Annotated in this window: 19 protein-coding genes; 4 read left to right on the top strand and 15 right to left on the bottom strand. The window is 71.7% G+C overall.

The genetic code is table 11. The features are described 5' to 3' along the window. Positions 1-91 precede the first annotated feature (91 nt). A complete protein-coding gene (locus A4R43_RS05015; RefSeq protein WP_113691220.1) occupies positions 92-1,291 on the top strand; it encodes a sensor histidine kinase in 1,200 nt (399 codons plus the stop codon). Between the two features lie 71 nt (positions 1,292-1,362). On the opposite strand, the gene A4R43_RS05010 is transcribed toward A4R43_RS05015, so the two are convergent. The 6 genes from A4R43_RS05010 to A4R43_RS04985 form a co-directional block, all read right to left on the bottom strand. After that, positions 1,363-1,707: an RNA polymerase-binding protein RbpA gene (locus A4R43_RS05010; protein WP_113691219.1), complete on the bottom strand. Its 345-nt coding sequence runs from the start codon at positions 1,705-1,707 to the stop codon at positions 1,363-1,365. Positions 1,708-1,812: 105 nt separating this feature from the next. After that, positions 1,813-2,043 (bottom strand): preprotein translocase subunit SecG, encoded by a 231-nt coding sequence (gene secG / locus A4R43_RS05005; protein WP_113691218.1) that lies wholly within the window; start codon positions 2,041-2,043, stop codon positions 1,813-1,815. 83 nt (positions 2,044-2,126) lie between these two features. Continuing rightward, positions 2,127-2,912 carry a triose-phosphate isomerase gene (tpiA, locus tag A4R43_RS05000; protein WP_113691217.1) on the bottom strand — a complete coding sequence of 262 codons (786 nt, stop codon included), beginning with the start codon at positions 2,910-2,912 and terminating at the stop codon, positions 2,127-2,129. Positions 2,913-2,917: 5 nt separating this feature from the next. After that, a complete protein-coding gene (locus A4R43_RS04995; protein WP_113691216.1) occupies positions 2,918-4,129 on the bottom strand; it encodes a phosphoglycerate kinase in 1,212 nt (403 codons plus the stop codon). A 3-nt stretch (positions 4,130-4,132) separates the two neighbouring features. Next, entirely contained in the window at positions 4,133-5,137 is a 1,005-nt protein-coding gene (gap, locus tag A4R43_RS04990; RefSeq protein ID WP_113691215.1) for a type I glyceraldehyde-3-phosphate dehydrogenase, read from the bottom strand. A 151-nt stretch (positions 5,138-5,288) separates the two neighbouring features. Beyond that, complete coding sequence (locus A4R43_RS04985; RefSeq protein WP_113691214.1) at positions 5,289-6,464, bottom strand: winged helix DNA-binding domain-containing protein; 1,176 nt, start codon at positions 6,462-6,464, stop codon at positions 5,289-5,291. Between the two features lie 69 nt (positions 6,465-6,533). Here A4R43_RS04985 and A4R43_RS04980 point away from each other — a divergent pair, with 69 nt between their 5' ends. After that, a complete protein-coding gene (locus tag A4R43_RS04980; protein ID WP_113691213.1) occupies positions 6,534-7,178 on the top strand; it encodes a LysE family translocator in 645 nt (214 codons plus the stop codon). 13 nt (positions 7,179-7,191) lie between these two features. Here the strand turns inward: A4R43_RS04980 and A4R43_RS04975 are convergent, their stop codons facing one another. From A4R43_RS04975 to A4R43_RS04950, 6 genes are all read right to left on the bottom strand, one after another. Beyond that, positions 7,192-7,785, bottom strand: coding sequence for a GNAT family N-acetyltransferase (locus A4R43_RS04975; protein ID WP_205215245.1), 594 nt, complete (start codon positions 7,783-7,785; stop codon positions 7,192-7,194). Further along, complete coding sequence (locus A4R43_RS04970) at positions 7,782-9,290, bottom strand: APC family permease (protein ID WP_113691212.1); 1,509 nt, start codon at positions 9,288-9,290, stop codon at positions 7,782-7,784. Before A4R43_RS04970 ends, A4R43_RS04975 begins: the two co-directional genes overlap by 4 nt. Before the next feature lie 40 nt (positions 9,291-9,330). Continuing rightward, positions 9,331-9,960, bottom strand: a complete 630-nt coding sequence (locus A4R43_RS04965; protein ID WP_113691211.1) for a GOLPH3/VPS74 family protein — start codon at positions 9,958-9,960, stop codon at positions 9,331-9,333. A 187-nt stretch (positions 9,961-10,147) separates the two neighbouring features. Further along, the gene (locus A4R43_RS04960) at positions 10,148-14,593 is read right to left on the bottom strand and encodes a hypothetical protein (RefSeq protein WP_113691210.1); all 4,446 of its coding nucleotides are present in this window, start codon (positions 14,591-14,593) and stop codon (positions 10,148-10,150) included. Between the two features lie 15 nt (positions 14,594-14,608). Beyond that, positions 14,609-15,352, bottom strand: a complete 744-nt coding sequence (locus A4R43_RS04955; protein WP_113697352.1) for a hypothetical protein — start codon at positions 15,350-15,352, stop codon at positions 14,609-14,611. A gap of 50 nt (positions 15,353-15,402) precedes the next feature. Next, positions 15,403-16,881: a hypothetical protein gene (locus A4R43_RS04950; RefSeq protein WP_113691209.1), complete on the bottom strand. Its 1,479-nt coding sequence runs from the start codon at positions 16,879-16,881 to the stop codon at positions 15,403-15,405. A gap of 62 nt (positions 16,882-16,943) precedes the next feature. Here A4R43_RS04950 and A4R43_RS04945 point away from each other — a divergent pair, with 62 nt between their 5' ends. Both A4R43_RS04945 and A4R43_RS04940 read left to right on the top strand, forming a co-directional pair. Further along, positions 16,944-17,381 carry a PPOX class F420-dependent oxidoreductase gene (locus A4R43_RS04945; protein WP_113691208.1) on the top strand — a complete coding sequence of 146 codons (438 nt, stop codon included), beginning with the start codon at positions 16,944-16,946 and terminating at the stop codon, positions 17,379-17,381. 192 nt (positions 17,382-17,573) lie between these two features. Then, complete coding sequence (locus A4R43_RS04940; RefSeq protein WP_236808777.1) at positions 17,574-19,637, top strand: PQQ-dependent sugar dehydrogenase; 2,064 nt, start codon at positions 17,574-17,576, stop codon at positions 19,635-19,637. A 55-nt stretch (positions 19,638-19,692) separates the two neighbouring features. Here the strand turns inward: A4R43_RS04940 and whiA are convergent, their stop codons facing one another. Genes whiA through rapZ form a run of 3 tightly spaced genes read right to left on the bottom strand, consistent with a single transcriptional unit; the run spans position 19,693 to position 22,542 of the window. Continuing rightward, entirely contained in the window at positions 19,693-20,679 is a 987-nt protein-coding gene (gene whiA / locus A4R43_RS04935) for a DNA-binding protein WhiA (RefSeq protein WP_113691206.1), read from the bottom strand. Then, complete coding sequence (locus A4R43_RS04930; protein WP_113691205.1) at positions 20,670-21,656, bottom strand: gluconeogenesis factor YvcK family protein; 987 nt, start codon at positions 21,654-21,656, stop codon at positions 20,670-20,672. The genes whiA and A4R43_RS04930 overlap by 10 nt, the downstream gene beginning before the upstream one ends. 28 nt (positions 21,657-21,684) lie before the next feature. Then, positions 21,685-22,542: an RNase adapter RapZ gene (rapZ, locus tag A4R43_RS04925; protein ID WP_113691204.1), complete on the bottom strand. Its 858-nt coding sequence runs from the start codon at positions 22,540-22,542 to the stop codon at positions 21,685-21,687. Positions 22,543-22,561: the final 19 nt, after the last annotated feature.

The following is a 22,561-nucleotide window of genomic DNA, read 5'->3' as shown; positions in this document are numbered from 1 at the left end:
TTAGCGTCCGCTAATTTGTCCGTCCTGCCGCGTCCCGATCGGGTGGTGGATCCCTCTCCCCAGTAAGTCCACAAGACGAGAGGTCCATGCGATGACCACAGAGGGACTCTCCATACCTGGCACTGGCATGTCGGTCGGCCGCCCCCGCGCGGACACGGCCGGGCACATCCGTGACGGCAGCATCGCGGACTGGTTCCGGAAACGGGCCGTGCGCGCGCTGTCCATCGACGTCCTGGCGATCGCGCTCGCCGTGCTGGACGTCTGGCTCGTCTTTCCCGAAGAAGCCATGACCTACTCCATCTGGCTGTCGGCGTTCTCGTGCGTCGCGCTGGTGGCACGGCGGTGGCTGCCGTTCGGCGTGGTGCTGGCGACCTTCCCCGGTTACCTGGCCGGCTGGGCCCAGCTGGCGGCGATGATCGCGCTGGGAATGCTGGCCACCCGCCGCGGGTTGAACTGGCAGACCATGGCCGGTTTCGGCATGGTCTGGGCCAGCCGGTTCATCCTGTGGCCGCTGGAGGACTTCGCCGCGCTCAGCTGGCAGGAACACGTGCTCGACGGCATCTACGGCGTGGTCGTGGCCGGTATGCCGGTGGCACTGGGCCTGCTCATCCGGGCCAGGAGCGAACTGTCCGACAAGCTGGCCGAGCTGGCCGCCAGCCGCGATCGCGAACAGCAGCTGCACGCGCAGGCCGTGCGCGCGCAGGAACGCGCGCGGCTGGCCAGGGAGATGCACGACGTGGTCTCCCACGACATCACGCTGATCGCGATGCAGGCCAACGTGCTGTCGATCTCCGCGCCGGGCACGGAGGCGCACCAGGCCGCGGAGAACATCCGCCAGCTGAGCAAGCGCACGCTCGAAGAACTGCGGACCCTGGTCGGCGTGCTGCGCTCCGGGGTGGACGAGGACGGGCCACAGCCCGGAATCGACGAGTTGCACCAGCTGATCCGGACCTCGGACGTGCCGGTGCAGCTCACCGTGGAGCGCATTCCCGAAACCGTGCCGCGGCAGGTGTCCGCGGCGGCCTACCGGACCGTGCAGGAGTGCCTGACCAACGTGCACAAGCACGCCCCCGGCGCCAAGGCGACGGTGTGCGTGCGCGGCGAGGACGACGCGCTCGGCGTGGAGGTGCTCAACGAGCAGCCCTGCGAACCGGCGCGCGGCCTGCCCTCGGGCGGGCACGGGCTGACCGGGCTGGCCGAACGGGCACGACTGCTCGGCGGCACGTTCGAAACCTCGCCCACCGACGACGGCGGCTTCCGCGTGCGCGCGGTCTACCCGCTACCCGGCTGAGCACGGCGGAAAGGGGAGCCATCGCCGGTCCGGCGATGGCTCCCCTTCGGCCTGTCCGTGCGCGAGGTTGTTCAGATGATCTCGCGCCGCTTGCGCAGCCGGTCGAGCGCCTCGGCGAGAATGGCTTCGCCATCCGCGTCGCTGCGGCGCTCCTTCACGTAGGCGAGATGGGTCTTGTACGGCTCCGTGCGCGGCGCCGCGGGCGGGTTCTGCTCGTCCTGCCCACCCGGCAGCCCGCACCGCGGGCAGTCCCACTCCTCGGGAATCTCGGCTTCCAAGGCAAAGGACGGACGAGCTTCATGCCCGTTGGCGCACCAGTAGGAGATCCGGCGCCGCGGCGCCGACTCCCCCCGCTCGGACTCGCCGGACGGGCCCGCCCCGACCCTGGTACCCCGAATCGCGTTTCCGCCAACCATGAACTCTCACACCCCGGTCTTGTTCCCGGCGCACCCGCACGGTACGCCGTGCCACTCTGCTTGGCCGGGCGCGCACCCGGCCGGTCGACGGCTCGTGCGTGCCGCTCAGATCTTCAGCAGCAGGCCCAGCCCCACGATGCTGATCAGCCAGACCGCACCGAGGCCGAGCGTGATCCGGTCGAGGTTCTTCTCGGCCACGCTCGAACCCGCCAGGCTGGACTGCATACCGCCACCGAACAGGGAGGACAGCCCGCCTCCGCGTCCACGGTGCAGGAGAACGGCGACGATCAGCAGCACGCTGGAAGCGATCAACACCACTTGCAGGAACAGTTTCATCTCATCCTCTGTGTTCGGTGAAAACGCGCGGTCAGCGCGGGCCGACGAGCACCGTGACCCACATTACCCGGTGACCGCCCGGATCAGGGCAGCGGCCCGCCCGCGGCCAGTGCGCAGAGCTTGGTGAACTCGTCGGCGTCGAGGCTCGCCCCGCCGACCAGCGCGCCGTCGATGTTCTCGCACTTGACCAGGTCGCCGATGTTGCCCGACTTGACCGAGCCGCCGTAGAGCACCCGCAGGCCGTCGGCGATTTCGGCGCCGTACTTCTCGGCCAGGGTGGCCCGCAGCGCGGCGCACACCTCCTCCGCGTCGGCCGGGGTGGCGACGCGGCCGGTGCCGATGGCCCACACCGGCTCGTAGGCGACCACCACGTTCTTGACCTGCTCGGCCTTGAGCCCCTTCAGGCCCGCGACCAGCTGGTTCGTGGTGTGCTCGAGGTGCCCGCCCGCCTCGCGGACCTCGAGCTGCTCACCGACGCACAGGATCGGCGAAAGCCCGTGCTTGAGCGCGGCACGGACCTTCTTGTTGACCAGTTCGTCGTCCTCGTGGTGGTACTCGCGGCGCTCGGAGTGCCCGACGGTGACGTAGGTGCACCCGAGCTTGGCGAGCATCGGCCCCGAGACGTCCCCGGTGTAGGCACCGGAGTCGTGCGGCGACAGGTCCTGCGCCCCGTAGGTGAGCAGGAGCTTGTCGCCGTCGGTGAGCGTCTGCACGCTGCGGATGTCGGTGAACGGCGGCAGCACCGTGACGTCCACCTTGGCGTAGTACTTCTCCGGGAGCGAGAAGGCGATCTTCTGCACCAGCGCGATGGCCTCGAGGTGGTTGAGGTTCATCTTCCAGTTGCCGGCGATGAGAACTTTGCGAGCCACTACTGCTACTCCCCCAGTACCGAGACGCCGGGCAGGTCCTTGCCCTCGAGGTATTCCAGTGACGCGCCGCCGCCGGTGGAGATGTGCGAGAAGCCGTCCTCCGGGAGGCCGAGCTGGCGCACCGCGGCCGCGGAGTCACCGCCGCCGACCACGCTGAACGCGTCGCTCGCGGCGATCGCCTCGGCGACCGCGCGCGTGCCGCCGGCGAAGGCGTCGAACTCGAACACGCCCATGGGGCCGTTCCAGAACACGGTGGCCGCGTCGGCCAGCTTGCCGGCGAACAGCTCACGGGTCTTCGGGCCGATGTCCAGGCCCTGCCGGTCGGCCGGGATCGCGGTGGCGTCGACCACCTCGTACGGCGCGTCGGCGGCGAACTCGGTCGCGGCCAGCACGTCGACCGGGAGCACCAGTTCGACACCGCGCTTCTCCGCCTCGGCCAGAAAGCCGCTGACCTGCTCGAGCTGGTCGGCCTGCAGCAGCGAGCCGCCCACCTCGTAGCCCTGCGCCTTGAGGAAGGTGTAGGCCATGCCGCCGCCGATGAGCAGGCGGTCGACCTTGGTCAGCAGGTTGGCGATGACGCCGAGCTTGTCCGAGACCTTGGCGCCGCCGAGCACCACCGCGTACGGCCGGGCGGGCTCCTCGGTGAGCTTGCGCAGCACCTCGAGCTCGGCCAGCACGAGGCCGCCGGTGTAGGCCGGGAGCACACCCGCGATGTCGAACACCGAGGCCTGCTTGCGGTGCACCACGCCGAACCCGTCGGAGACGAACGCGCCGTTCTCCCCGGTCAGCTCGGCCAGCTCGCGGGCCAGGTCGGCCCGCTCCTCCTCGACCTTGCTGGTCTCGCGCGGGTCGAACCGCACGTTCTCCAGCAGGGCCACCTGGCCGTCGGCCAGCGCACCGGCAACCGACTTCGCGCTTTCGCCGACCACGTCGGAAGCCAGCGCGACTTCCGCACCCAGCAGCTCACCCAGCCGCGCCGACACCGGCGCGAGCGAGAACTTGGGGTCCGGCGCGCCCTTGGGACGGCCCAGGTGCGCGGCCACGAGCACGCGCGCACCGGCGTCGGCCAGCCGCCGGATCGTCGGCAGCGCCGCCCGGACGCGGCCGTCGTCGGTGATCCGGTCACCGTCGAGGGGGACGTTGAGGTCGGCGCGCACCAGCACGCGCCGACCCGTCACACCCTCGCTGAGCAGGTCATCGAGAGTTTTGAAGGCCATGGCTCAGGAAAGCTTGCCGCCGACGAGGCCGACCAGGTCCACCAGGCGGTTCGAGTAGCCCCACTCGTTGTCGTACCAGCCGTACACCTTGACCTGGTTGCCGATGACCTTGGTGATCGGCGCGTCGTAGATGCACGAGGCCGGGTCGTTGACGATGTCGCTGGAGACGATCGGGTCCTCGCTGTAGCGCAGGATGCCGGCCAGCGGGCCCTCGGCGGCGGCCTGGTACGCGGCGTTGATCTCGTCGACGCTGGCCTGCTTGGCCAGGTCGACGGTCAGGTCGGTGATCGAGCCGGTGGGCACCGGCACCCGCAGCGAGTAGCCGTCCAGCTTGCCGTTCAGCTCGGGCAGCACCAGGCCGATGGCCTTCGCGGCACCGGTGGAGGTCGGCACCACGTTCAGCGCGGCGGCGCGGGCGCGGCGCGCGTCCTTGTGCGGGCCGTCCTGCAGGTTCTGGTCCTGGGTGTAGGCGTGGATGGTGGTCATCAGGCCCTGCTCGATGCCGAAGGCGTCGTGCAGCACCTTGGCCAGCGGCGCGAGGCAGTTGGTGGTGCAGGAGGCGTTCGAGATGATCGTCTGCGAGCCGTCGTAGAGGTGGTCGTTCACGCCGAGCACCACGGTCAGGTCCTCGCCCTTGGCCGGGGCCGAGATGATGACCTTCTTCGCACCACCGGCGACGTGCGCCTTGGCCGCGTCGGCGTTGGTGAAGAAGCCGGTGGACTCGACGACCACGTCCACGCCGAGGTCGCCCCACGGCAGGTTGGCCGGGTCGCGCTCGGCGAGCGCCTTGATGGTCTTGCCGCCGACGACGATGCCCTCGTCGCTGACGGTGACCTCCTCCGGGTACCGGCCGAGAACGCTGTCGTACTTCAGCAGCTGGGCCATGGTGGCGACATCGCCGAGGTCGTTGAACGCGACCACCTCGATGTCCTGGCCGCCGGCCTGCACGGCCCGGAAGAAGTTGCGGCCGATCCGGCCGAAGCCGTTGACACCTACGCGAACCGTCACTGCTGCCACTCCTCTGAAGGTTCGGCCGGGCCCGGCCCGGCCAGACTGGGGACTCGGGGCCACCCTAGCGTGCTGGCCTGGGCGTTCCCGCATGCCCCAGCGAGACTTCCACTACACCGGGCCGGTGGTCAAGAATCGATCAAGACATCGATCAAGATGATCCGCTCAGCTCGCGTTCCAGCGGGGTCCGGAACCGCGGCACCACCCGGATCTCGCCCAGCCACTCCCCCAGCCGGGCCGCCTCCGCGGCGATCCGGGTAGTGGCGTCCGCGCCGACATCATCCAGACAGCGGAACGCGATTCCACCATCCGGGCGCTGCGCCCAGCCACCGACGACCCGGCCGTCGCACCAGATCGTCGGCCCGATGTTGCCGCTGCGGTCGAACAGCGCGTCGCGGTGCGGGCCGAGCCACCACTCGCGCGCGGACCAGCCCATCGGCGTGGGGTCGAGCGCGGGCAGCAGGGCGATCCACGGGCCCGGGTCCGGCTCGGGTTCGAGGTCATCGGGCAGGACCAGCCCGGTGCCGCCGCCTTCGAGATCCACCTCGGCCGGGCCGATGGCGGCCAGCGCCTGCTTAACCTGCGCCGCCGTCCAGCCGGTCCACCAGCGCAGGTCCTCCACCGGCGCCGGGCCGTACGCGCGCAGCCAGCGTCGCGCCAGTTCGACACGGGCGCCGGCGGCGTCGATCCGGGGCAGGCCGCCGGGCAGCCAGTCCGCCATCGGCGACCAGCGGTACTGCGTGGACAACCACGAGCCACGCGGACGGCCGCGCACGATCCGGCCCTCGGCGGCGAGCAGGAACAACACGCGGCTGGTCACGTTGCCGATGGCTTCGTACGGCTTGCCCGGCGCCATCCGCAGCTGCTGGCGCAGGCCGGGCACGTCGGCGGCGAGTTCCTGGCCGAGCGCCGTGCCGCGTTCGCGCAGCGCTTCGACGGTGGTCGCCTCGACCTCCGCCAGCCACGCGGCGGCGTCCGGCACGCCCTCCGGGTGACCGTTCTCGGCGAGGTGCTTGACCAGCAGGGCGCGCTGCTTCCTGGCGATGTCATCCGCGCAGGCCGCCTGCACCACGGGCGCGACCTCGCGCGGCACCACAAAAACCGTGCGCCGCATGCCGAGCAGGCGGACGAGCGTGCGGTCTTCGTAGAGCGCGCGCTCGGTCTCGGGCGCGGTCGCGCGGGCGGCCACCGACAGGTGCACGGTGGCCGGGTCGGTGGCGTGCAGCGCGATCACCGCCTCCGCCGCCTCTTCCGGGGTGGCGGCGCGCGTGGCGAGCCGATGGCGCGCGGCGAGCCTGGCCCGGCGCTGCGCGGTGGTGATCAGCATGGCGGCTTCCTACCACCGGGTGCCGACAATCCAGGTGCCCGCGGTCGCCGGATCGGGTTAATCTCCGGCATGGTCTCCCCCAGTCACTTCGCCGCCTTCGCCGCGCTGACCTTCCTGATGGTCATCGTGCCGGGGCCCAGCGTGCTGTTCACCATCAGCCGCGCGCTCACCGCGGGCCGCCGCGACGCGCTGCTCACCGTCGCGGGGAACGCCACCGGGGTGTACCTGCAGGTGGTCGGCGTGGCGTTCGGGCTCGGCGCGCTCGTGGAAAGCTCGGCGGCGGTGTTCACCGCGATCAAGTTCGCCGGTGCCGCCTACCTGATCTATCTCGGCGTGCAGGCGTTCCGGCACCGGCGGTCGCTGGCCGAAGCCTTCGGCGACCAGGTGGCGGCGACGCGCGCGCCGGCGTGGCGGGTGATCCGCGACGGCGTGGTGGTCGGCTTCGCGAACCCGAAGTCGATCGTGTTCCTGGCCGCCGTGCTGCCGCAGTTCGTCGACGCGGGTGCCGGTTCGGTGGCCGCGCAGATGCTGGTGCTGGGCATCCTGCTGCCGGTGACCGCGCTGCTGTGCGATTCGGCATGGGCGTTCGTCGCCGGGACCGCGCGCTCGTGGTTCGCCGGTTCCCCACGGCGGCTGGCCATGATCGGCGGCACCGGCGGCCTGGTGATGATCGGCCTCGGCACCAGCCTCGCCGTCACCGGCCGCAAGGACTGACCCGCCGCGGCACCTACACCGGGTCTCGCCACATCGGGTGGAAGGGCGGGCCGTCCGGTAGGTGGAACGGGCTGCCCCGGTGCCGGTAGCCCTCCCGTTCGTACAGCGCCGCCGCGCGCAGGCTGCTCGCCTCCAGGTAGGCCGCCGTGCCGTCGGCGTCCAGCCGCGCGTGGTGGTGCCGCAGCAGCGAAGCCCCCAGCCCCTGGCCCTGCGACGCCGGATGTACCGCCAGGAAGACCAGGTGGTGGTGCGGCTCGTGCGGGTGGTTCGCCTCGAAGGCGTCGTCGAGCGCGCGGAACCGGTCGGTGTACGGGCCGCACGCGGCCAGCAGCCGCGCGTCGTAGTCCGGCGGAGGCGGCAACTCCACCCCCGCCTCCTGCGGCAGCCACACCGCGGCGGCCCGGTCGCCGATCAGGTCGGCGTGCCCGTGCTCGAGCGCGTATTCGACCAGGATGCGGAAGTTCCCGGCCAGCGTCGCCCGGCGCGGGGCCGGGTCGGGGACCAGCCAGCGCGACACGTCCAGCGGTTCGAACGCGGTGGCGATCAGCCCGGCGATCGCGCCCGCCTCCGCAGCGCCGGCACGGCGGATTTCGGCGGTTCCGGTCACAGCCGCGTCCCCCGGTACTCCTCGCCCGAAGCGGACGCCGTCAGCGACGCCGGGCTCTTCGCGCCCAGCCCGATCGCCGCGTACACCAGCGGCCGCCGGATGCGCAGCACCAGCGCCCACAACACGCCCGCGAGCCCGGCGAGCCCGTAGATCGACGGCACCAGCCACGGCAGTGGCGACTCCGGCGGCGTGCCCAGCAGCGTGCCGAAGTTCGCCAGCACCAGCACCAGCACCACCAGCACGGCGATCGACGCCAGCGCGGGCGCGATCATCCGCCGCCACAGGTTCTCGCCCGACGGCTGCCGCGCGAAGAACAGCACTACGGCGAACGAGGTGGCCACGATCAGCACCAGGATGCCGAGACCGCCGGAGGTGCCGCCCCAGTAGAACAGGTGCACCAGCGGGTCCCAGCCCGCCAGCGCGAACAGCCCGATCACCAGCAGCCCGACCCCGCTCTGGATGGCCGACCCCGCCACCGGCGAACCGGTGCGCGGCGACGTGCGGCCCAGCATCGCGGGCAGCACGCGTTCCCTGCCGAGCGCGAAGGTGTAGCGCGCGATGGTGTTGTGGAAGGAGATCATCGCGGCCAGGATGCTGGTCACGAACAGCACCCGGCCCGCGGTGGCGAGCCCGTGCCCGAGCTGCCCGTTCGCCAGCGAGAACAGCAGTTCCGAGCTCTGCGCCCGCGACTCGCCGACGATGTTGCCCGGCCCGGTCGCCACGCTCATCGCCCACGACGCGAACGCGTACAGCCCGCCGATCGCGGCGAGCGAGACGTAGGTCGCCACGGCGACCGTGCGCCGCGGGTTGCGGACCTCCTCGCTGAACACCACCGACGACTCGAACCCGACGAACCCGAGCACGGCGAGCGCGAGGATCGCCCCGGCGCCGGGGCCGAACAGCTCGGCGGGCGCGAGCGTGTCGAAGGTGACCTCACCCCCGGCCGGGTTGGCCACGTTCGACGCGCTGTACACCACGATCACCGCGACCTCGGCGGCCAGCAGCACGGCCAGCACCTTGCCGTTGATGTCCACGTGCTGCAGCCCGAGCACGGCCACGATCAGCCAGGCGGCCAGCGCGAAGACCCACCACGCCAGGTCGACGCCGAACCACTCGGCGGCCAGCGGTGCCGCCGCCGCGCCCGCCGCGCCGTACAGCCCGACCTGCAGCAGGTTGTACGACAGCAGCGCGATCCACGACGCGCCCACCCCGAACGGCTTGCCCAGCCCCCGGCTGATGAACCCGTAGAACGCGCCGGCGATGGCCACGTGCCGCGCCATCGCCACGTAGCCGACCGAGAACAGCGCCAGCACCAGCGCGATGAACACGAACGCCACCGGGATGCCGATCAGGCCGGTGGTGGCGTACCCGGTGGTGACCACCCCGGCCACCACGGTCAGCGGGGTGGCGGCGCTGATCACGAAGAACACCACGGCCGAGGCGCCGAGCCGGTCCGAGGCCAGCGCCTGCGAGACCGGGCTTGGTCTGGCTGGTCGATCGTTCATGGCAACTCCCTGTGGCGGTGGGGTTGGGGGGATTGGGGACCTACATGCGGTGGTGCAGCACGGCCTCACCGACGGCCGTTTCGGTTTCCAGCACGAGCACCCGCAGCGGCGCGGGCAGCTCGATGATCAGCCGTTCCAGGTACTGCCTGGCCTCGGCCGACGCGGTGTAGAAGACGTACCGGTCCAGCCCGGTGGCGATGACCAGCCCGGCCAGCACGACGTCGTCGGGTTCGAGCGGGTCGAGCCGGGCGATCGGGCCGGACAGGCGGGCGGCAGGCCAGGCCGCGGCGTTGATGTCGACCGGCTCGTAGGTGTCGGCGCGCCACGGCAGCCTGGCCTTGACCACCCGCAGTTGCCCGCTGCCGAGCAGCCGCCGCGCGACCGACGCGTACGAGTCGCGCGCGAGGTAGCGAAGCCAGTCACGGACCACGCGCGTCTCCGGTTCGGCGACCATGTCGCTGAGCGCCGGGCCGAGCACCTCGCAGCGCGGCAGCCGCGGGTCGAGCACGCGGACGCGGCCGTGCTCCACGGTGATCCGCCCGGCCAGGAGCAGCTCGGCGAGCACCGCGCCGGCCAGGCCGAGCCCGGCGGCGCGTTCGTGCAGACGCCGTTTTCCGGTGCGGTCGTCGTGCGCGAGGAAAAACAGATCATCGGCGAGCGGAGCGGTCACCGTTTTCGCTCCGTGGCGGCGTCCATTTCCGCTGCGGCCGGAATCACTGCTGGCTTACTCCCCGGATCAGGCGTTCCGCGCCCTGGCCGCGAAACCGAGCCGGACGGTAGCGCCGCAGCCGGTAAACCGGCAAGGGCGTGCCCTGATCTTGACCCGTTTGCCTGAAGACTTCCGGCAGGTGCGCCAATCAGCCGCCGCGCACGAACATGCGGGCCGCGGAAAGGCGCGCTGTGCCATCCGGCTCACCGAGTTCGTCCACTTCGCGGCGGATCGTCGCGTCCACCGAAAGGTACTTGCGCCCGGCGCGGAGGTCCGCGTCATTGCGCAACCGCACGATGAGCGGGAATTCACTGAGCGCGCCCGCGTCGAACAACCCGGTGGTGTAGATCAACTGCACGCCGAGCGCGTCGGCCACCGCGCGCTGCAGTTCCAGCAGATATCCGGCCGAGGCGCGGCCGATCGGATTGTCCAGGAACAGCACGCCGGAATGGCGGCTGCGCAACCGGCCGCGGTTGTTCGCCCGCAGCGCGGCCAGCGTGCAGTAGAGAATGATGGCGGCGGTCAGCTGCTGCCCGCCGGAGAACACGTCCCTGATCTCGGACACGCGCTGGCGTTCGGTCCGCAGCACCGAATCCGGCTTGAGCATGTCCACCCGGAAGCCCTTGGGCACCGCGGCCTGCACCGAGCGCAGCAGCAGCGACATGCCGTCGCGCTTGACGTCGCGGCCGTCGCTGGTCTTGCCCGCCGCGGCCTCGTCGACCACCTCGCCGAGGCGTTCGGCGAGCAGGTTGTCCTCCAGCTCGGTGAACCGGATGCGCAGGAACTCCTGGCCGGACCAGTCCCCCAGCCCGTCGGGCAGCCGGGACACGCGCTGGGCCGACCGCAGCGTGCGCAGCGCGCCGTCGACCATGCCCTGCAGGCGCGAAACGATGCCGGAGCGGTGGCGGTCGATCTGCGCGAGGTCGTCGGTGAGCGTGCGCAGGCGCGGGCGCAGCGCTTCGGCCCATTCCGCGGCGTGCGCGGGCAGGCTGTCCCGCTTGACCGAAATGACCTGCTGCCGCACCGGGGTGCTGAGCTTCTCGAACCGTTTCTCGGTGGCGTACTGGGCCAGCGCGTCGGCCTGTTCCCTGACCCGTTTCTCGGCGTGCTCGACCGCTTCCTTCGCGCCGGTCCAGGTCGAATTGAGCGAGTTGTACCTGGCGCGGGCGGACTCGAGGTCGCCGTCGTAAATCCGGCCGGGCTCGCCGTCGGCCACCAGGTTCGCCATCGATTCGGCGAGCAGGCCGAAACCGGCGGAGGAATTCTTCGCGGATTCGAAGGTTTCCGCCGCGTCGGCGCGCTGGCGGGTGAGTTCCTCCCATTTGCGCGCGGCGGCGGAAACCTCCGCCCCGGCCGCGTCGATCAGTTCCCGCCCGTGTTCCACGTCGCGCGGGCGCTCGTGGGTATCGGCCGCTCCGCTCTGCCGCGGCAATTGCTCCAGTTCGGCCTTGCGGGTGGCGACCAGGGCGATCACCTCGGCGCGTTCCTCTTCCAGCGCGGCGACCGCGCGCCCGGCCCGGTCCTGCGCGGCGGCCCTGGCCGAGGCGTCGGAACCGTCGGGGGTTTCGAGCAGTTCGGTGGCCCGGGCCCGCACCGGGGCGGGCAGCGCCTCCACCGCCGCGTGGGCGGTCGCCTCGGCGCTTTCCGCCTGCTCGAGTTCGGCACGCAGATCGCTGCCGACCTCGACCTTGGCGTAGGCCTCGGCGGCCGAGGCGAAGGTGCGGCGCAGCGCGTCGACCGGTTCGGCGGGCGCCGGATCGGACTCGCTCACCGAGCCCGCTCCCGGCACCTCGGCGAGTTCGGACCGCGCCCCGGCGGCGGTGCGCCGGTGGCCGTCGGCGGTGCGCTGTTCCTCACCGGCCTGCTCACGCAGTTTCGCCGCCCTGGCACCGGATTCCTTCGCCTGCGACTCGGCCCGCTCGACGATCTCACGCGCGTGCTCGGCCTCTTCGGTCCACTGTGGAATCTTCGCGGCGCGGGCGGCCAGCGCGTCCAGCCGCCGCGCGCGGTCTTCGGCGGTGGCCAGCGCGGCACGCAGGTCCGGGACGCGTTCACGCAGCGAAACCCGCTTGGCGGTGAGGCGTTCCAGCTCGGTGTTCGCCGCCGCCAGCGCCTTTTCGGCGTTCTCCCTGGCGGTGACCGCCGACTGCGCGCGCTCGGCGAGGTTCGCCAGCGCGCCCGGCGGGTAGTCCTCACGCCAGGTGGTCAGCTTCCACGACAGCGCACCGTCGGCGGCCAGCGATTCGTCCAAAGCGGACAGTCGCCGGAGGCGCACGGCGTGGCGTTCGGCCACCGCGCGGCGTTCGGCGTCGGCGGCGTCCTCGTCGTACATGGCCGGATTCGGCGGAACCAGGAAGTCGACCCCGTCCGGCAGTTCACCGTCCTTTTCGGACGCCGCGGTCACCGCCGCGGTGGTGCCGACCGCGATCATCGCGCTGGGCAGCAACTTCAGCCCGGTGAGCACCTCGCGCGCCCGGTCCACCTGCGCGGCCTCGTTCAGCAGCACCCCGGAAACCAGCTGCGGGGCACGCGACAGCACCACCTCACGCTGCTTGGCGTCCAGTTTGGACAGATAACGCCAGCCGGACCACGCGGTGATCCCGGCCGACTCCAGCGCGTCCAGCGCCGCCTGCACCTCCTCGGGTGGCGGCAGCAGGCCACCGGAGCCGAGCGCGGCGAGAATGCGCTCGTCGGCGGATTCGGCCATGCGCAAGGAAGTCTGCTCGCGTTCCGCGGTGGCGCGCGCTTCGCGCAAGCGGTCGAGCAGCGACGGGACGTCGGTCTCCAGCTGCACGTCGTCGGTGCCGAGTAGTTCGACGAACCGCGGTTCCGCGGCGAGGCTGTCGGTGCGGCGGGTGGCGCGGTCCAGTTCCTCGGCGGCGCGTTCGTGCCGGTCGCGGGCGGAACCCGCGGCCTGGTGCGCCTCGTTGGCCGCCACCTGTGCGGCCGCGAGTTCTTCGGCGACGGCCTCCAGTTCGGCTTCGCGGTTGGCCAGCTCCGAAGCCGCCGACTCCGCCGCCGCGCGGGCCATGCGCGCGCTCTCGGCCACTTCGGCGGCGTCGGTGAGCAGCCCTTCGCGGACTGCCTCGGTCACCTCGGCACGCACCTCGGCGATGCGCGCGGTGAGGCCGTCCGCTTCGGCACGCCGCGTGGCCGCGGTCGAGGTGGCTTCGTCACGGTCCTGCTGCGCGCGCTCGGCCTCGGCCAGCAACGCCCGCGCCGCCTGGTCGGCGGCGTCGGCCTGCGTCTGCGCGTCCTTGGCGAGTGCCAGCAGGCCACGGGCGAACGCCGTCGCGGCGGCGTTCTTCGCCTCCAGCGCCGGCTGCGCCTTCTGCTCGCGGTTGCCGACCAGCTCGCGGATGTCGCGTGCCTTGCGGGAAGCGTTGAGGTGCGCCAGCACCGTGGTGGTCTCGCGCCACGCCTCGGCTTCGACCTTGGCCTCGGTGTACGACTCGTCGAGCTGCTTGCGGGTTTCGGTGGCCTCTTCCAGCCGCATCCCGGCGACCACGCGGCGCAGCTCGGTGACCGCGGCGGTGAGCCTGCGGTGGTCGCCCTCGGCCAGCTTCTCGGCCGTCTTGAGTTCCTCGACGTGTGCTTCGAGCACTTCGAGCCGGTCGCTTTCCACCTTCTCGCGGGCGGCGATCATCCCGGCCAGCTCGGCCAGGTCGGCGCGGGCCGACGCGGCCAGCTTGCGCGAGGCGGCGGCCAGCGACTCCTCGTCCGAAAGCGGGCCGAGCAGTTCCAGCGCCCCGGCGACAAAATCCCGCTCCGCCATCAGGTCACCGCGCTGCGACAGGTTCTCCGCGTAGGTGGCCAGCACCTCGGCGAGTTCCTTCGGCTCGTCCTCGGACAGCACGGCGCGCAGCAGGAACTCGACAAACGCCTCGTCGGTGCCGAAGGCGAACGCGTCGGCGGCCTCACCCTCACCCGCGTTCATCGCGCGCTGGTAGCGGAACAGCTCGGTGTCCAGGCCGAGCTGGTCGAGCCTGCCGGTCCAGTCGGCGTGCCGCCGCGTCCAGTACAGCTCCAGTTCCGGCGTGCCGGCGTGTGCCTTGGCCAGCCGCTCGTGGAAGCCGGACAGGGTGAGCAGGCGGCCGTCCTCGGTCAGCGGCAGCGAGTCCAGCCCGAGCGACGTGCTCGGGCGGAAGCAGTACCAGGAGTCGATCAGGTTCGCCGGATCGGAGGACACCACGTGCCCGCGCCACTCCGACGCCTTGCCGGTGATCACCCGCTCACCGGTCTCGGTGTGCTGCCACTCCAGCACCACGTGCGCGACGTCCTTGCCGGCGACGAACTTCTCCAGCACCCGGGTGCTGGTGGTGCCGACCACCTGGCGGCGGCCCGGCAGCATCACCGAGAAGATCAGCTTGATCAGCACCGACTTGCCGCCGCCGTTCTCCAGGAACAGCACGCTAGCCGGGGACGGCCGCCGCACCGGGCCGGTTTCGGCACCGTGGATGCCCGCCGCGAACAACGCGTCCTGGCGCGGCGTGGTGACCGGCTCGCCGACCCCGCTGAAGTCCAGCAGCACGTCCTGGTAGCGGGCGCCGGCTGGGCCGACCGAATGCAGGCGCACACGCGAAAGCTCATACATAGGTTGCTGTTCCCGTTACTGGAGGGTGTCCGAGGTGGTCGCGCGCAGGCTGCCGCCGCCGTCGGTGACCTCGAGCACGCCGAGCGCCAGCAGCTCCTCGAAGGCCAGGTCGGCGGCCAGCTCGCGCACCTGGATCTGGTAGCGCGGGGTGGTCCGGTAGGTGCCGCCCTGCTCGGTGCTGACCTGCACCAGGAAGCCCTGGTCGGCCAGGAAGCGCAGGGCGCGGGCGACCATGCCGCGGGTGGTGTCCGGCGCGAGCCTGCCGTCCTTGGTGGCCGCGGCCGCCGGGCGGCGGGCGTAGGCGCGCCAGGCCTGCTCCAGCTCCGGCGCGTCGGCGAGCGGGTCGTTGTTGGCCTCGGCGGCGGCCGCGCGGTCGTCGAGGATGCGGCACGCCTCGCGGACCATGCCGTCGACCTGCTCCACGCTGACCCGGCCGATGTAGGTGTCGTTGGCCAGGTCGTCCGGGCGGGGATACCCGAGCGCGGCGGTGGCCAGGTGGATCAGCCCGTGCAGCACCTTTTCGGTGTCGCGGCGCTCGCGGATCTTGCTCTGGCGGGCGTAGCTGTCCATCTTGATCTCGAACACCGACTCGTCGGTGGCCGCGAGCACCGCGCCCGCCGCGGTGCTCACCTCCAGCACCATCAGCCCGAGCCCGGCCGCCACCGCGTGGGTCAGCTGCTTGAACGCGCTGTCCTCGCCGTAGCGCCGGACCAGGTCGCCGTAGACCACGTCACGCGCGGGCAGCTGCTTCGGCCGCATGCCGAACGAGATCAGCCTGGCCGCCGCTTCGGCGTCGTTGGTCAGTGCGCTCACGCGGCCCCCTCCGTGTCATCTTCCCCTTGCTCCACCTGCGCGGTCATCAGCAGCAGGTCCGCCCCGCCGAACTCCGGATCGTCCAGCTCGGTGCCGTCGTCGACGGCCAGCAGCACCTGCCGCTCCCCCTGGCGGATCGCCGCGCCGACCTCAGGACCATAGGCGTGCACCGCGCGCAGCGCGACCAGGCGGGGCAGCGCCGGGTCCAGCCGCCGCGCCTCCTCGATCAGCCCGGACAGCCGCCGCGGCACCTCCGGCAGGGTGAGCAGCTCGTCCGACTGGCGCCACTGCTCGTCGGAGTAGCGGTCGGTCTCCTCGGCGGGCAGCAGCTCCGGCTCGGGCACCTCGCCGACCAGCTGGTCGCGCTCGGGCGCCGGGCGCAGCAGCAGCGAGACCAGCGCGGACAGCGACGGCACCACCGGCACGGTCACCCCGGTACCGGCGTGGAAGTACCGTCGCATCGGTTCGACCGCGTCCGCCAGCGGCAGGCCCAGCGTGGGCACCAGCAGCTGGCCGAACAGGTCGATCGCGGCGCGCTGCGGCGGGCCGGAGAACTGCTGGCGATCCTGTTCGGCGCGGAAGATCGCGCCCGCGGCCTGCAGGCGCGACTGCAGCTGGGTGTGCCGCCGGATGCACTCGCCGACGATGTCCACCAGCTCGGCCGCGCGGCGCTTGTGGCCGGGGTCCTCGGCCTCGTCGCGGGCGGCGGTGATGTTCTTCAGGATCGCGTTCTCCGCGCGGAACCGGGACTCGATGTGGGTCAGCGCCGAGTCCAGCAGGTCGGGGATCTCCAGCTCCCAGTCCACCGCGCGCACGTCGCGCCGGGTGGCGTCCAGCTTCGCGCGCAGCGTCTCGCCGTACTGGACGGTGCGGTAGCGGGCCTGCTCGGCGGCGAGCTTGGCGTCGGCCAGCCTGCCGCGGCTGATCAGGTTCTCCAGCTTGACCTCGGCCGCGATCTGCGCCGACTCCACGTCCGTGTCGAGCGCGCCGACCAGCACGTTGATCGCCTCGTCGGTGGCACGCAGGTACACCTCGCCGTCCGGTGCCGCCAGTTCGACCAGCAGCTTGAAGTCGAAGGCGCGCCGCTGGTAGGTGCCGTCGGCGCCGACCGCGCCGTAGACCCGGCGGAAGCCGCGGTCGGTGGTGCCGACGTTGATCAGGTTGTCCAGCACCCAGCGCGCCACCCTGGTGTGCTCGGCGGACGGGCGGTGCGGGGCCTGCGAGGCGATGAACGGCAGCAGGCGCTCGACCACCTGGTGGTGGTCCGCGCCGGTGTCGAAGTCCATCGCGATGGTGACCTGGTCGATGGTGTGCAGCGCGATCTCGGCCATCTGGTAGACGGTGGCGTCGGCCCAGTCGAGCTTGGCCTTGCGCGCGTCCAGGTCGTGCAGGGGCGCGGTGCAGGCGAGCGCCTTCAGCCGGCGGGTCAGTCCTTCGTCGGCCGGACCCGCGGTGATCAGCTCTTCGGTGTGCACAGCGAGCCAGGTTAGCCTTTCGTGATGGGCGCGCCAGCGGGCGCATCGGTAGCGTCTGCCCCATGCGTGAGATGAGCAGGGACGAGTGGTGGGCCTTCGCGAGCGAGGGCACGCGGACGGGCAAGCTGGCCGTGGTGCGGGCGAACGGCGCGCCGCACGTCACGCCGATCTGGTTCGTGCTGAACGAGGGGCCCGGTTACGACGAGCTGATCTTCAACACCGGGCGTGACTCGCTCAAGGGCAAGGCGTTCCGCCGGGACCCGCGGTTCTCCCTGTGCGTCGACGACCAGCGGCCGCCGTACTCCTACCTGCAGTTCACCGCCGAGGCCACCCTGCACGAAGACCTCGACGAGATGCTGGAGTGGGCCACGAAGATCGGCACCAGGTACATGGGCGAGGAGCAGGGCGCCGCGTTCGGCAAGCGGAACGCCGTGCCCGGCGAATACCTGGTCCGGGCGAGGATCACCAAGGTCATCGCCCACGCGGACGTCGCGGACTGAGTCCAGCCGCAAAGTCATCCCGGCTTCGCCCGAACGGGTGAGGCCGCTTCGCGCTGTGTAAGCGCTTACCTCAACCGTTGACAGCAAACCGTCTTCCGGTGTGAGATCGCCATTAACCGACAGGAAACTTTCCTAACCATTTAGCCGCCGCCATCCCCGCACCTCTCCCGACAACGACGTTAGGAGGCCGACGTGGCATCACGGGTACCCCCGGCCCGGCGCGTGCTCATGGCCTGCGGTCTGGCGACGGCGACCACCCTGGCAACCATCACGCCCACCAGCACGGCGGCGAACGCGGCCCCGGCCGACTACGAGGCCGAGAACGCGCTCGTGTCCAACGGCGTGGTCGAGGCCAACCACCCCGGCTACTCCGGCAGCGGCTTCGTCAACTACGACAACGAGGCCGGCGGTTACGTCGAGTGGACCGTGCCGTCCGGCGCCGCCGGTCCGACCGAGCTGACCTTCCGCTACGCCAACGGCACCACGGCCGACCGCAAGATGGACATCACCGTCAACGGCACGCTCGTCGTCGACGACCACTCCTTCCCCGGCACCGGCGCGTGGACCAGCTGGCGGACCACCACCGTCAAGGCCGACCTGAGCGCCGGGGCGAAGGTGCGGGCGACCGCGGTCACCGCCGACGGCGGTCCCAACGTGGACAAGCTGACCGTTGCCGCGACCGATACCGAAGCCCCGCAGGCCCCGCCGAACCTGCGTTCCACCGGCAAGACGCACCACAGCGTGTCGCTCGCGTGGGACGCGGCGGCCGACAACACCGGGGTCACCGGGTACGACATCTACCAGCACGGGCAGCTCGAGAAGACCGTCGGCAACGTGCTCACCGCGACCGTCGACGGCCTCGACGCCGGCACGGTCTACGACTGGACCGTGTTCGCCAAGGACGCCGCGGGCAACATCTCCCCCGCCAGCAACGCGGTCCAGGTGAAAACCGATCCCGCGCCCCCGGACGCGCAGGCCCCGACGGTGCCGGGCACGCTCAGTTCACCTGGCCGGACCGCGACCACCGTCGACCTGGCCTGGGGCGCCTCCACCGACAACGTGAAGGTCACCGGGTACGACATCTTCCGCGACGGCGTGCAGTCCGGTTCGGCCGACGGCACGGCCACCACCGCGACGGTCGGCGGCCTGACCACCGGCCAGGCCTACAAGTTCCGCGTGCGCGCCAGGGACGCCGCCGGGAACGTCTCCGCCTTCGGCAACGAGATCACCGTGACCCCGGCCGCGGGCGGCCCGGCGGGCGTGCCCGACCCCGGCGCGGTCACCCAGATCGGCGGCGGCACCGACATCGCGTGGGGCCTGGGCTTCCTGCCCGACGGCTCCGCGATCATCACCGAACGCGAAACGTTCAACATCTACCGGCTGACCGAGTCCGGCACCCGCACGCCGCTCGGCAAGGTGCCCGGTGCGATGGGCACGACCGGCGAGGGCGGCGCGCTCGGCGTGGAGATCTCCCCCACCTTCGCCACCGACGGATTCGTGTACGTCTACCACACCGCGAGCGGCGGAAATCAGCTCGTGCGCGCGAAACTGACCGGCAACCAGCTCACCGGCTGGACCACGCTGCTCGGCGGGGTGCCGAAGAGCAAGTACCACAACGGCGGGCGGCTGCGGTTCAGCCCGGACGGCAAGTACCTGTTCATCTCCACCGGCGACGCGCAGAACGGCGCCAACGCGCAGAACCTGAACACCAACGCGGGCAAGATCCTGCGCATCCACCCGGACGGCAAGATCCCGGCCGACAACCCGTTCCCCGGCAAGGCGATCTGGAGCTACGGCCACCGCAACGTCCAGGGCCTGGACTTCGATTCGAAGGGCAGGCTGTGGTCGTCCGAGTTCGGCAACTCCGGCCAAGACGAGGTCAACCTGATCACCAAGGGCGGCAACTACGGCTGGCCCGGCTGTGAAGGCACCTCGGGCAGTTGCTCCGGCAGCATCGCGCCGAAGAAGACGTGGTCCACCTCGTCGGCGTCGCCGAGCGGGCTGACCATCATCAACGACCACGTCTTCGTCGCCACCACCGTCGGCCAGCGCGTCTACCGGCTGCGCATCGACAGCGGTGCGAACCTGGTCGAGCAGAAGGCCTACTTCCAGGGCACGTACAACCGGTTGCGCACGGTCGAGGTCGACCGCGACGGCGACATCTGGCTGACCACGACCACCGACAAGGACGGCAAGCCGGGCAACGACCGGGTGCTGCACATGGACATCCGGTACGCGAACGGGCGTACCGGATAACCGGTGGCGGCTGGGGTGGTTGAGCGGCGGCGGGCCACCCCAGCCGCTTCCCTGGTCAGGCTTCTTCTTCGAGCATCTCCGCGGTGACCGCCGACTCGGTGTCCGGCACGCCCTGCTCGCGGGCCTTCTTGTCGGCCATCGCCAGCAGCCGCCGGATCCGGCCCGCCACCGCGTCCTTGGTCATCACCGGGTCGGACAGCTGGCCCAGTTCCTCCAGCGAGGCCTGCCGGTTGGACAGCCGCAGCTTGCCCGCGGCGAGCAGGTGGTCCGGCGCCGAGTCGCCGAGGATGTCCAGCGCGCGTTCCACCCTGGCCGCGGCGGCGACCGCCGCGCGCGCCGAGCGCCGCAGGTTGGCGTCGTCGAAGTTCGCCAGCCGGTTCGCCGTGGCGCGCACCTCGCGGCGCATCCGCCGCTCTTCCCACTGCAGCACGCTCGAATGCGCGCCGAGGCGGGTGAGCAGCGCGCCGATCGCGTCGCCGTCGCGCACCACCACGCGGTCCGCGCCGCGCACCTCACGCGACTTCGCCTGGATGCCCAGCCGCCGCGCCGCGCCGACCAGCGCCAGCGCCGCCTCCGGGCCGGGGCAGGTGACCTCCAAAGAGGACGAACGCCCCGGTTCGGTCAGCGAGCCGTGCGCCAGGAAGGCACCGCGCCAGGCGGCTTCGGCGTCGGCGACCCCGCCCGACACCACCGCGGCCGGCAGCCCGCGCACCGGGCGGCCGCGCTGGTCGATCAGCCCGGTCTGCCTGGCCAGGCCCTCGCCGTCCTTCACCACGCGCACCACGTAGCGGGTGCCCTTGCGCAGCCCGCTGGACGAGATCACGTGCACATCGGACTGGTGCCCGTACAGGTCGTGGATCTCCCGGCGCAGGCGCCGCGCCACCGAGCCGGTGTCCAGCTCGGCCTCGACCACCACCCGGCCGCCGACGATGTGCAGGCCGCCCGCGAACCTCAGCAGGGAGGCCACCTCCGACCGCCGCGGCCCGATCTTGGTGATCTCCAGCCGGCTCAGCTCGTCCTTGACCGACGCGGTCATCGCCATCGCCCCTGCCCCTCCTGCTCTGCCTGTTCGCGCCGGCCCGCCGGGCCGAGCGCCTCTCGCACGCACTTCGCCAGCGCGTCCGGGTCGTGCCTGCCCGCCACGTCCGGGTCGGCGATCGAAACCAGATGCGCTGTCGCTCCCAGCTCCGCGGCGGCCTGGCGCAACCGGACCGGGGTGGGCACCCAGTCGCGGTCGGCGACCACCACGTCCACCTTCAGCCGGGGAGCGTGCTCGAAGAGTACGTGCAGATGCCGTTCGGGTGAGAAGCCAGCCGTCTCACCCGGTTGCGGGATGAGGTTGAGGATGACCACCTTGGTCGCCTTCGTGCGCACCAGCGCGTCGTGCAGCCCCGGCACCAGCAGGTGCGGCAGCACGCTGGTGAACCACGAGCCAGGCCCGAGGAAAACCGCGTCCGCGCCGAGCACCGCGTCCACCGCCTCGGCGCACGCCACCGGCGCTTCGCCGGGCCGGTCCGGGTTGCGCAGGGTGATCCGGCGCACCTGACCGGGGGTGCTGGCGACCGCCACCTGACCGCGGATGCGGCTGACCGCGCCATTCTCCAGCCCGGTCACCTCGGCCTCGATCTCCAGCGGTTCCGGGCACATCGGCAGCACCCGGCCGGACGCGCCGACCAGCCGGACCGCCTCGTCCAGCGCCGCCACCGGGTCGCCGAGCACCTCGAACAACCCGGCCAGCAGCAGGTTGCCCACCGCGTGCCCGTTGAGCGCGCCGTCGCCGCCGAACCGGTGCTGGAACACCTCCGCCCACAGCGTGCCGCCGTCCTCGGTGGCGGTCAGCGCGGCCAGCGCCTGCCGCAGGTCACCGGGTGGCAGCAGGCCCAGTTCCCGGCGCAGCCGTCCCGACGAACCACCGTCGTCGGCGACGGTGACCACCGCGGTGACGTCCTCGGTGATCCGCCGCAACGCGGTGAGGGTGGCGTGCAGGCCGTGCCCGCCACCGAGCGCGACAGCGCGCAAAATCGGCTCCCAACTACAGCAGTCCAGCTCACTCGCGGCCGAGGTCGCGGTGCACGACCTTGACCGCCATTCCGTCCTCATTGGACAGACGTCGCGCCAGTTCCTCGGACAGCGCGACGCTGCGGTGCTTGCCACCGGTGCAGCCGACGGCCAGGGTCAGGTACCGCTTGCCCTCGCGCTTGTAGCCGGCGCCGACCAGGCGCAGCAGCTGATGGTAGCGGTCCAGGAACTCCTCGGCGCCCTCCTGGCTGAGCACGTAGTTGCGCACCTCGCCGTCGAGGCCGGTGTGCTCGCGCAGTTCCGGGATCCAGAACGGGTTCGGCAGGAAGCGCACGTCCATCACCAGGTCGGCGTCCATCGGCAGGCCGTACTTGTAGCCGAAGGACAGCACGGTGACCCTGGTCTGCGTGCTCGCCTCGGAGCCGAACGCGTCCTCGATCTTGGCGCGCAGCTCGTGCACCGACAGCGCCGAGGTCTCCAGCACCAGGTCGGCCTCCTCGCGCAGCGGCGCCAGCAGCGCGCGCTCGGCGGTGATGCCGTCGGCGAGCCTGCCGTCACCCTGCATCGGGTGCCCCCGGCGGACCGCCTCGAACCGGCGCACCAGCACCGCGTCGGTGGCCTCCAGGAACAGCACCCTCGGCTTGTAACCGCGGGCGTCGAGGTCCTTGATCACCGAGGCGAGGTCGTCGGTGAACGCGCGCGAGCGCACGTCCATCACCACCGCGACCTTGGTGATCGCGCCCCTGGCCTGCGCCCCCAGTTCGACCATGGTGGCGATCAGCTCCGGCGGCAGGTTGTCCACCACGAACCAGCCGAGGTCCTCGAGGCACTTCGCCGCGGTGCTCCGCCCGGCCCCGGACAGGCCGCTGACCACCGCCACCTCCATTCCGGAGGTGTGCTCCCTG

Origin of the sequence: Amycolatopsis albispora, assembly GCF_003312875.1 — a bacterium.
GTDB classification, from domain to species: domain Bacteria; phylum Actinomycetota; class Actinomycetes; order Mycobacteriales; family Pseudonocardiaceae; genus Amycolatopsis; species Amycolatopsis albispora.
Note: the sequence above shows the minus strand (reverse complement) of the source record. Positions and strands in the feature narration are given on the sequence as shown.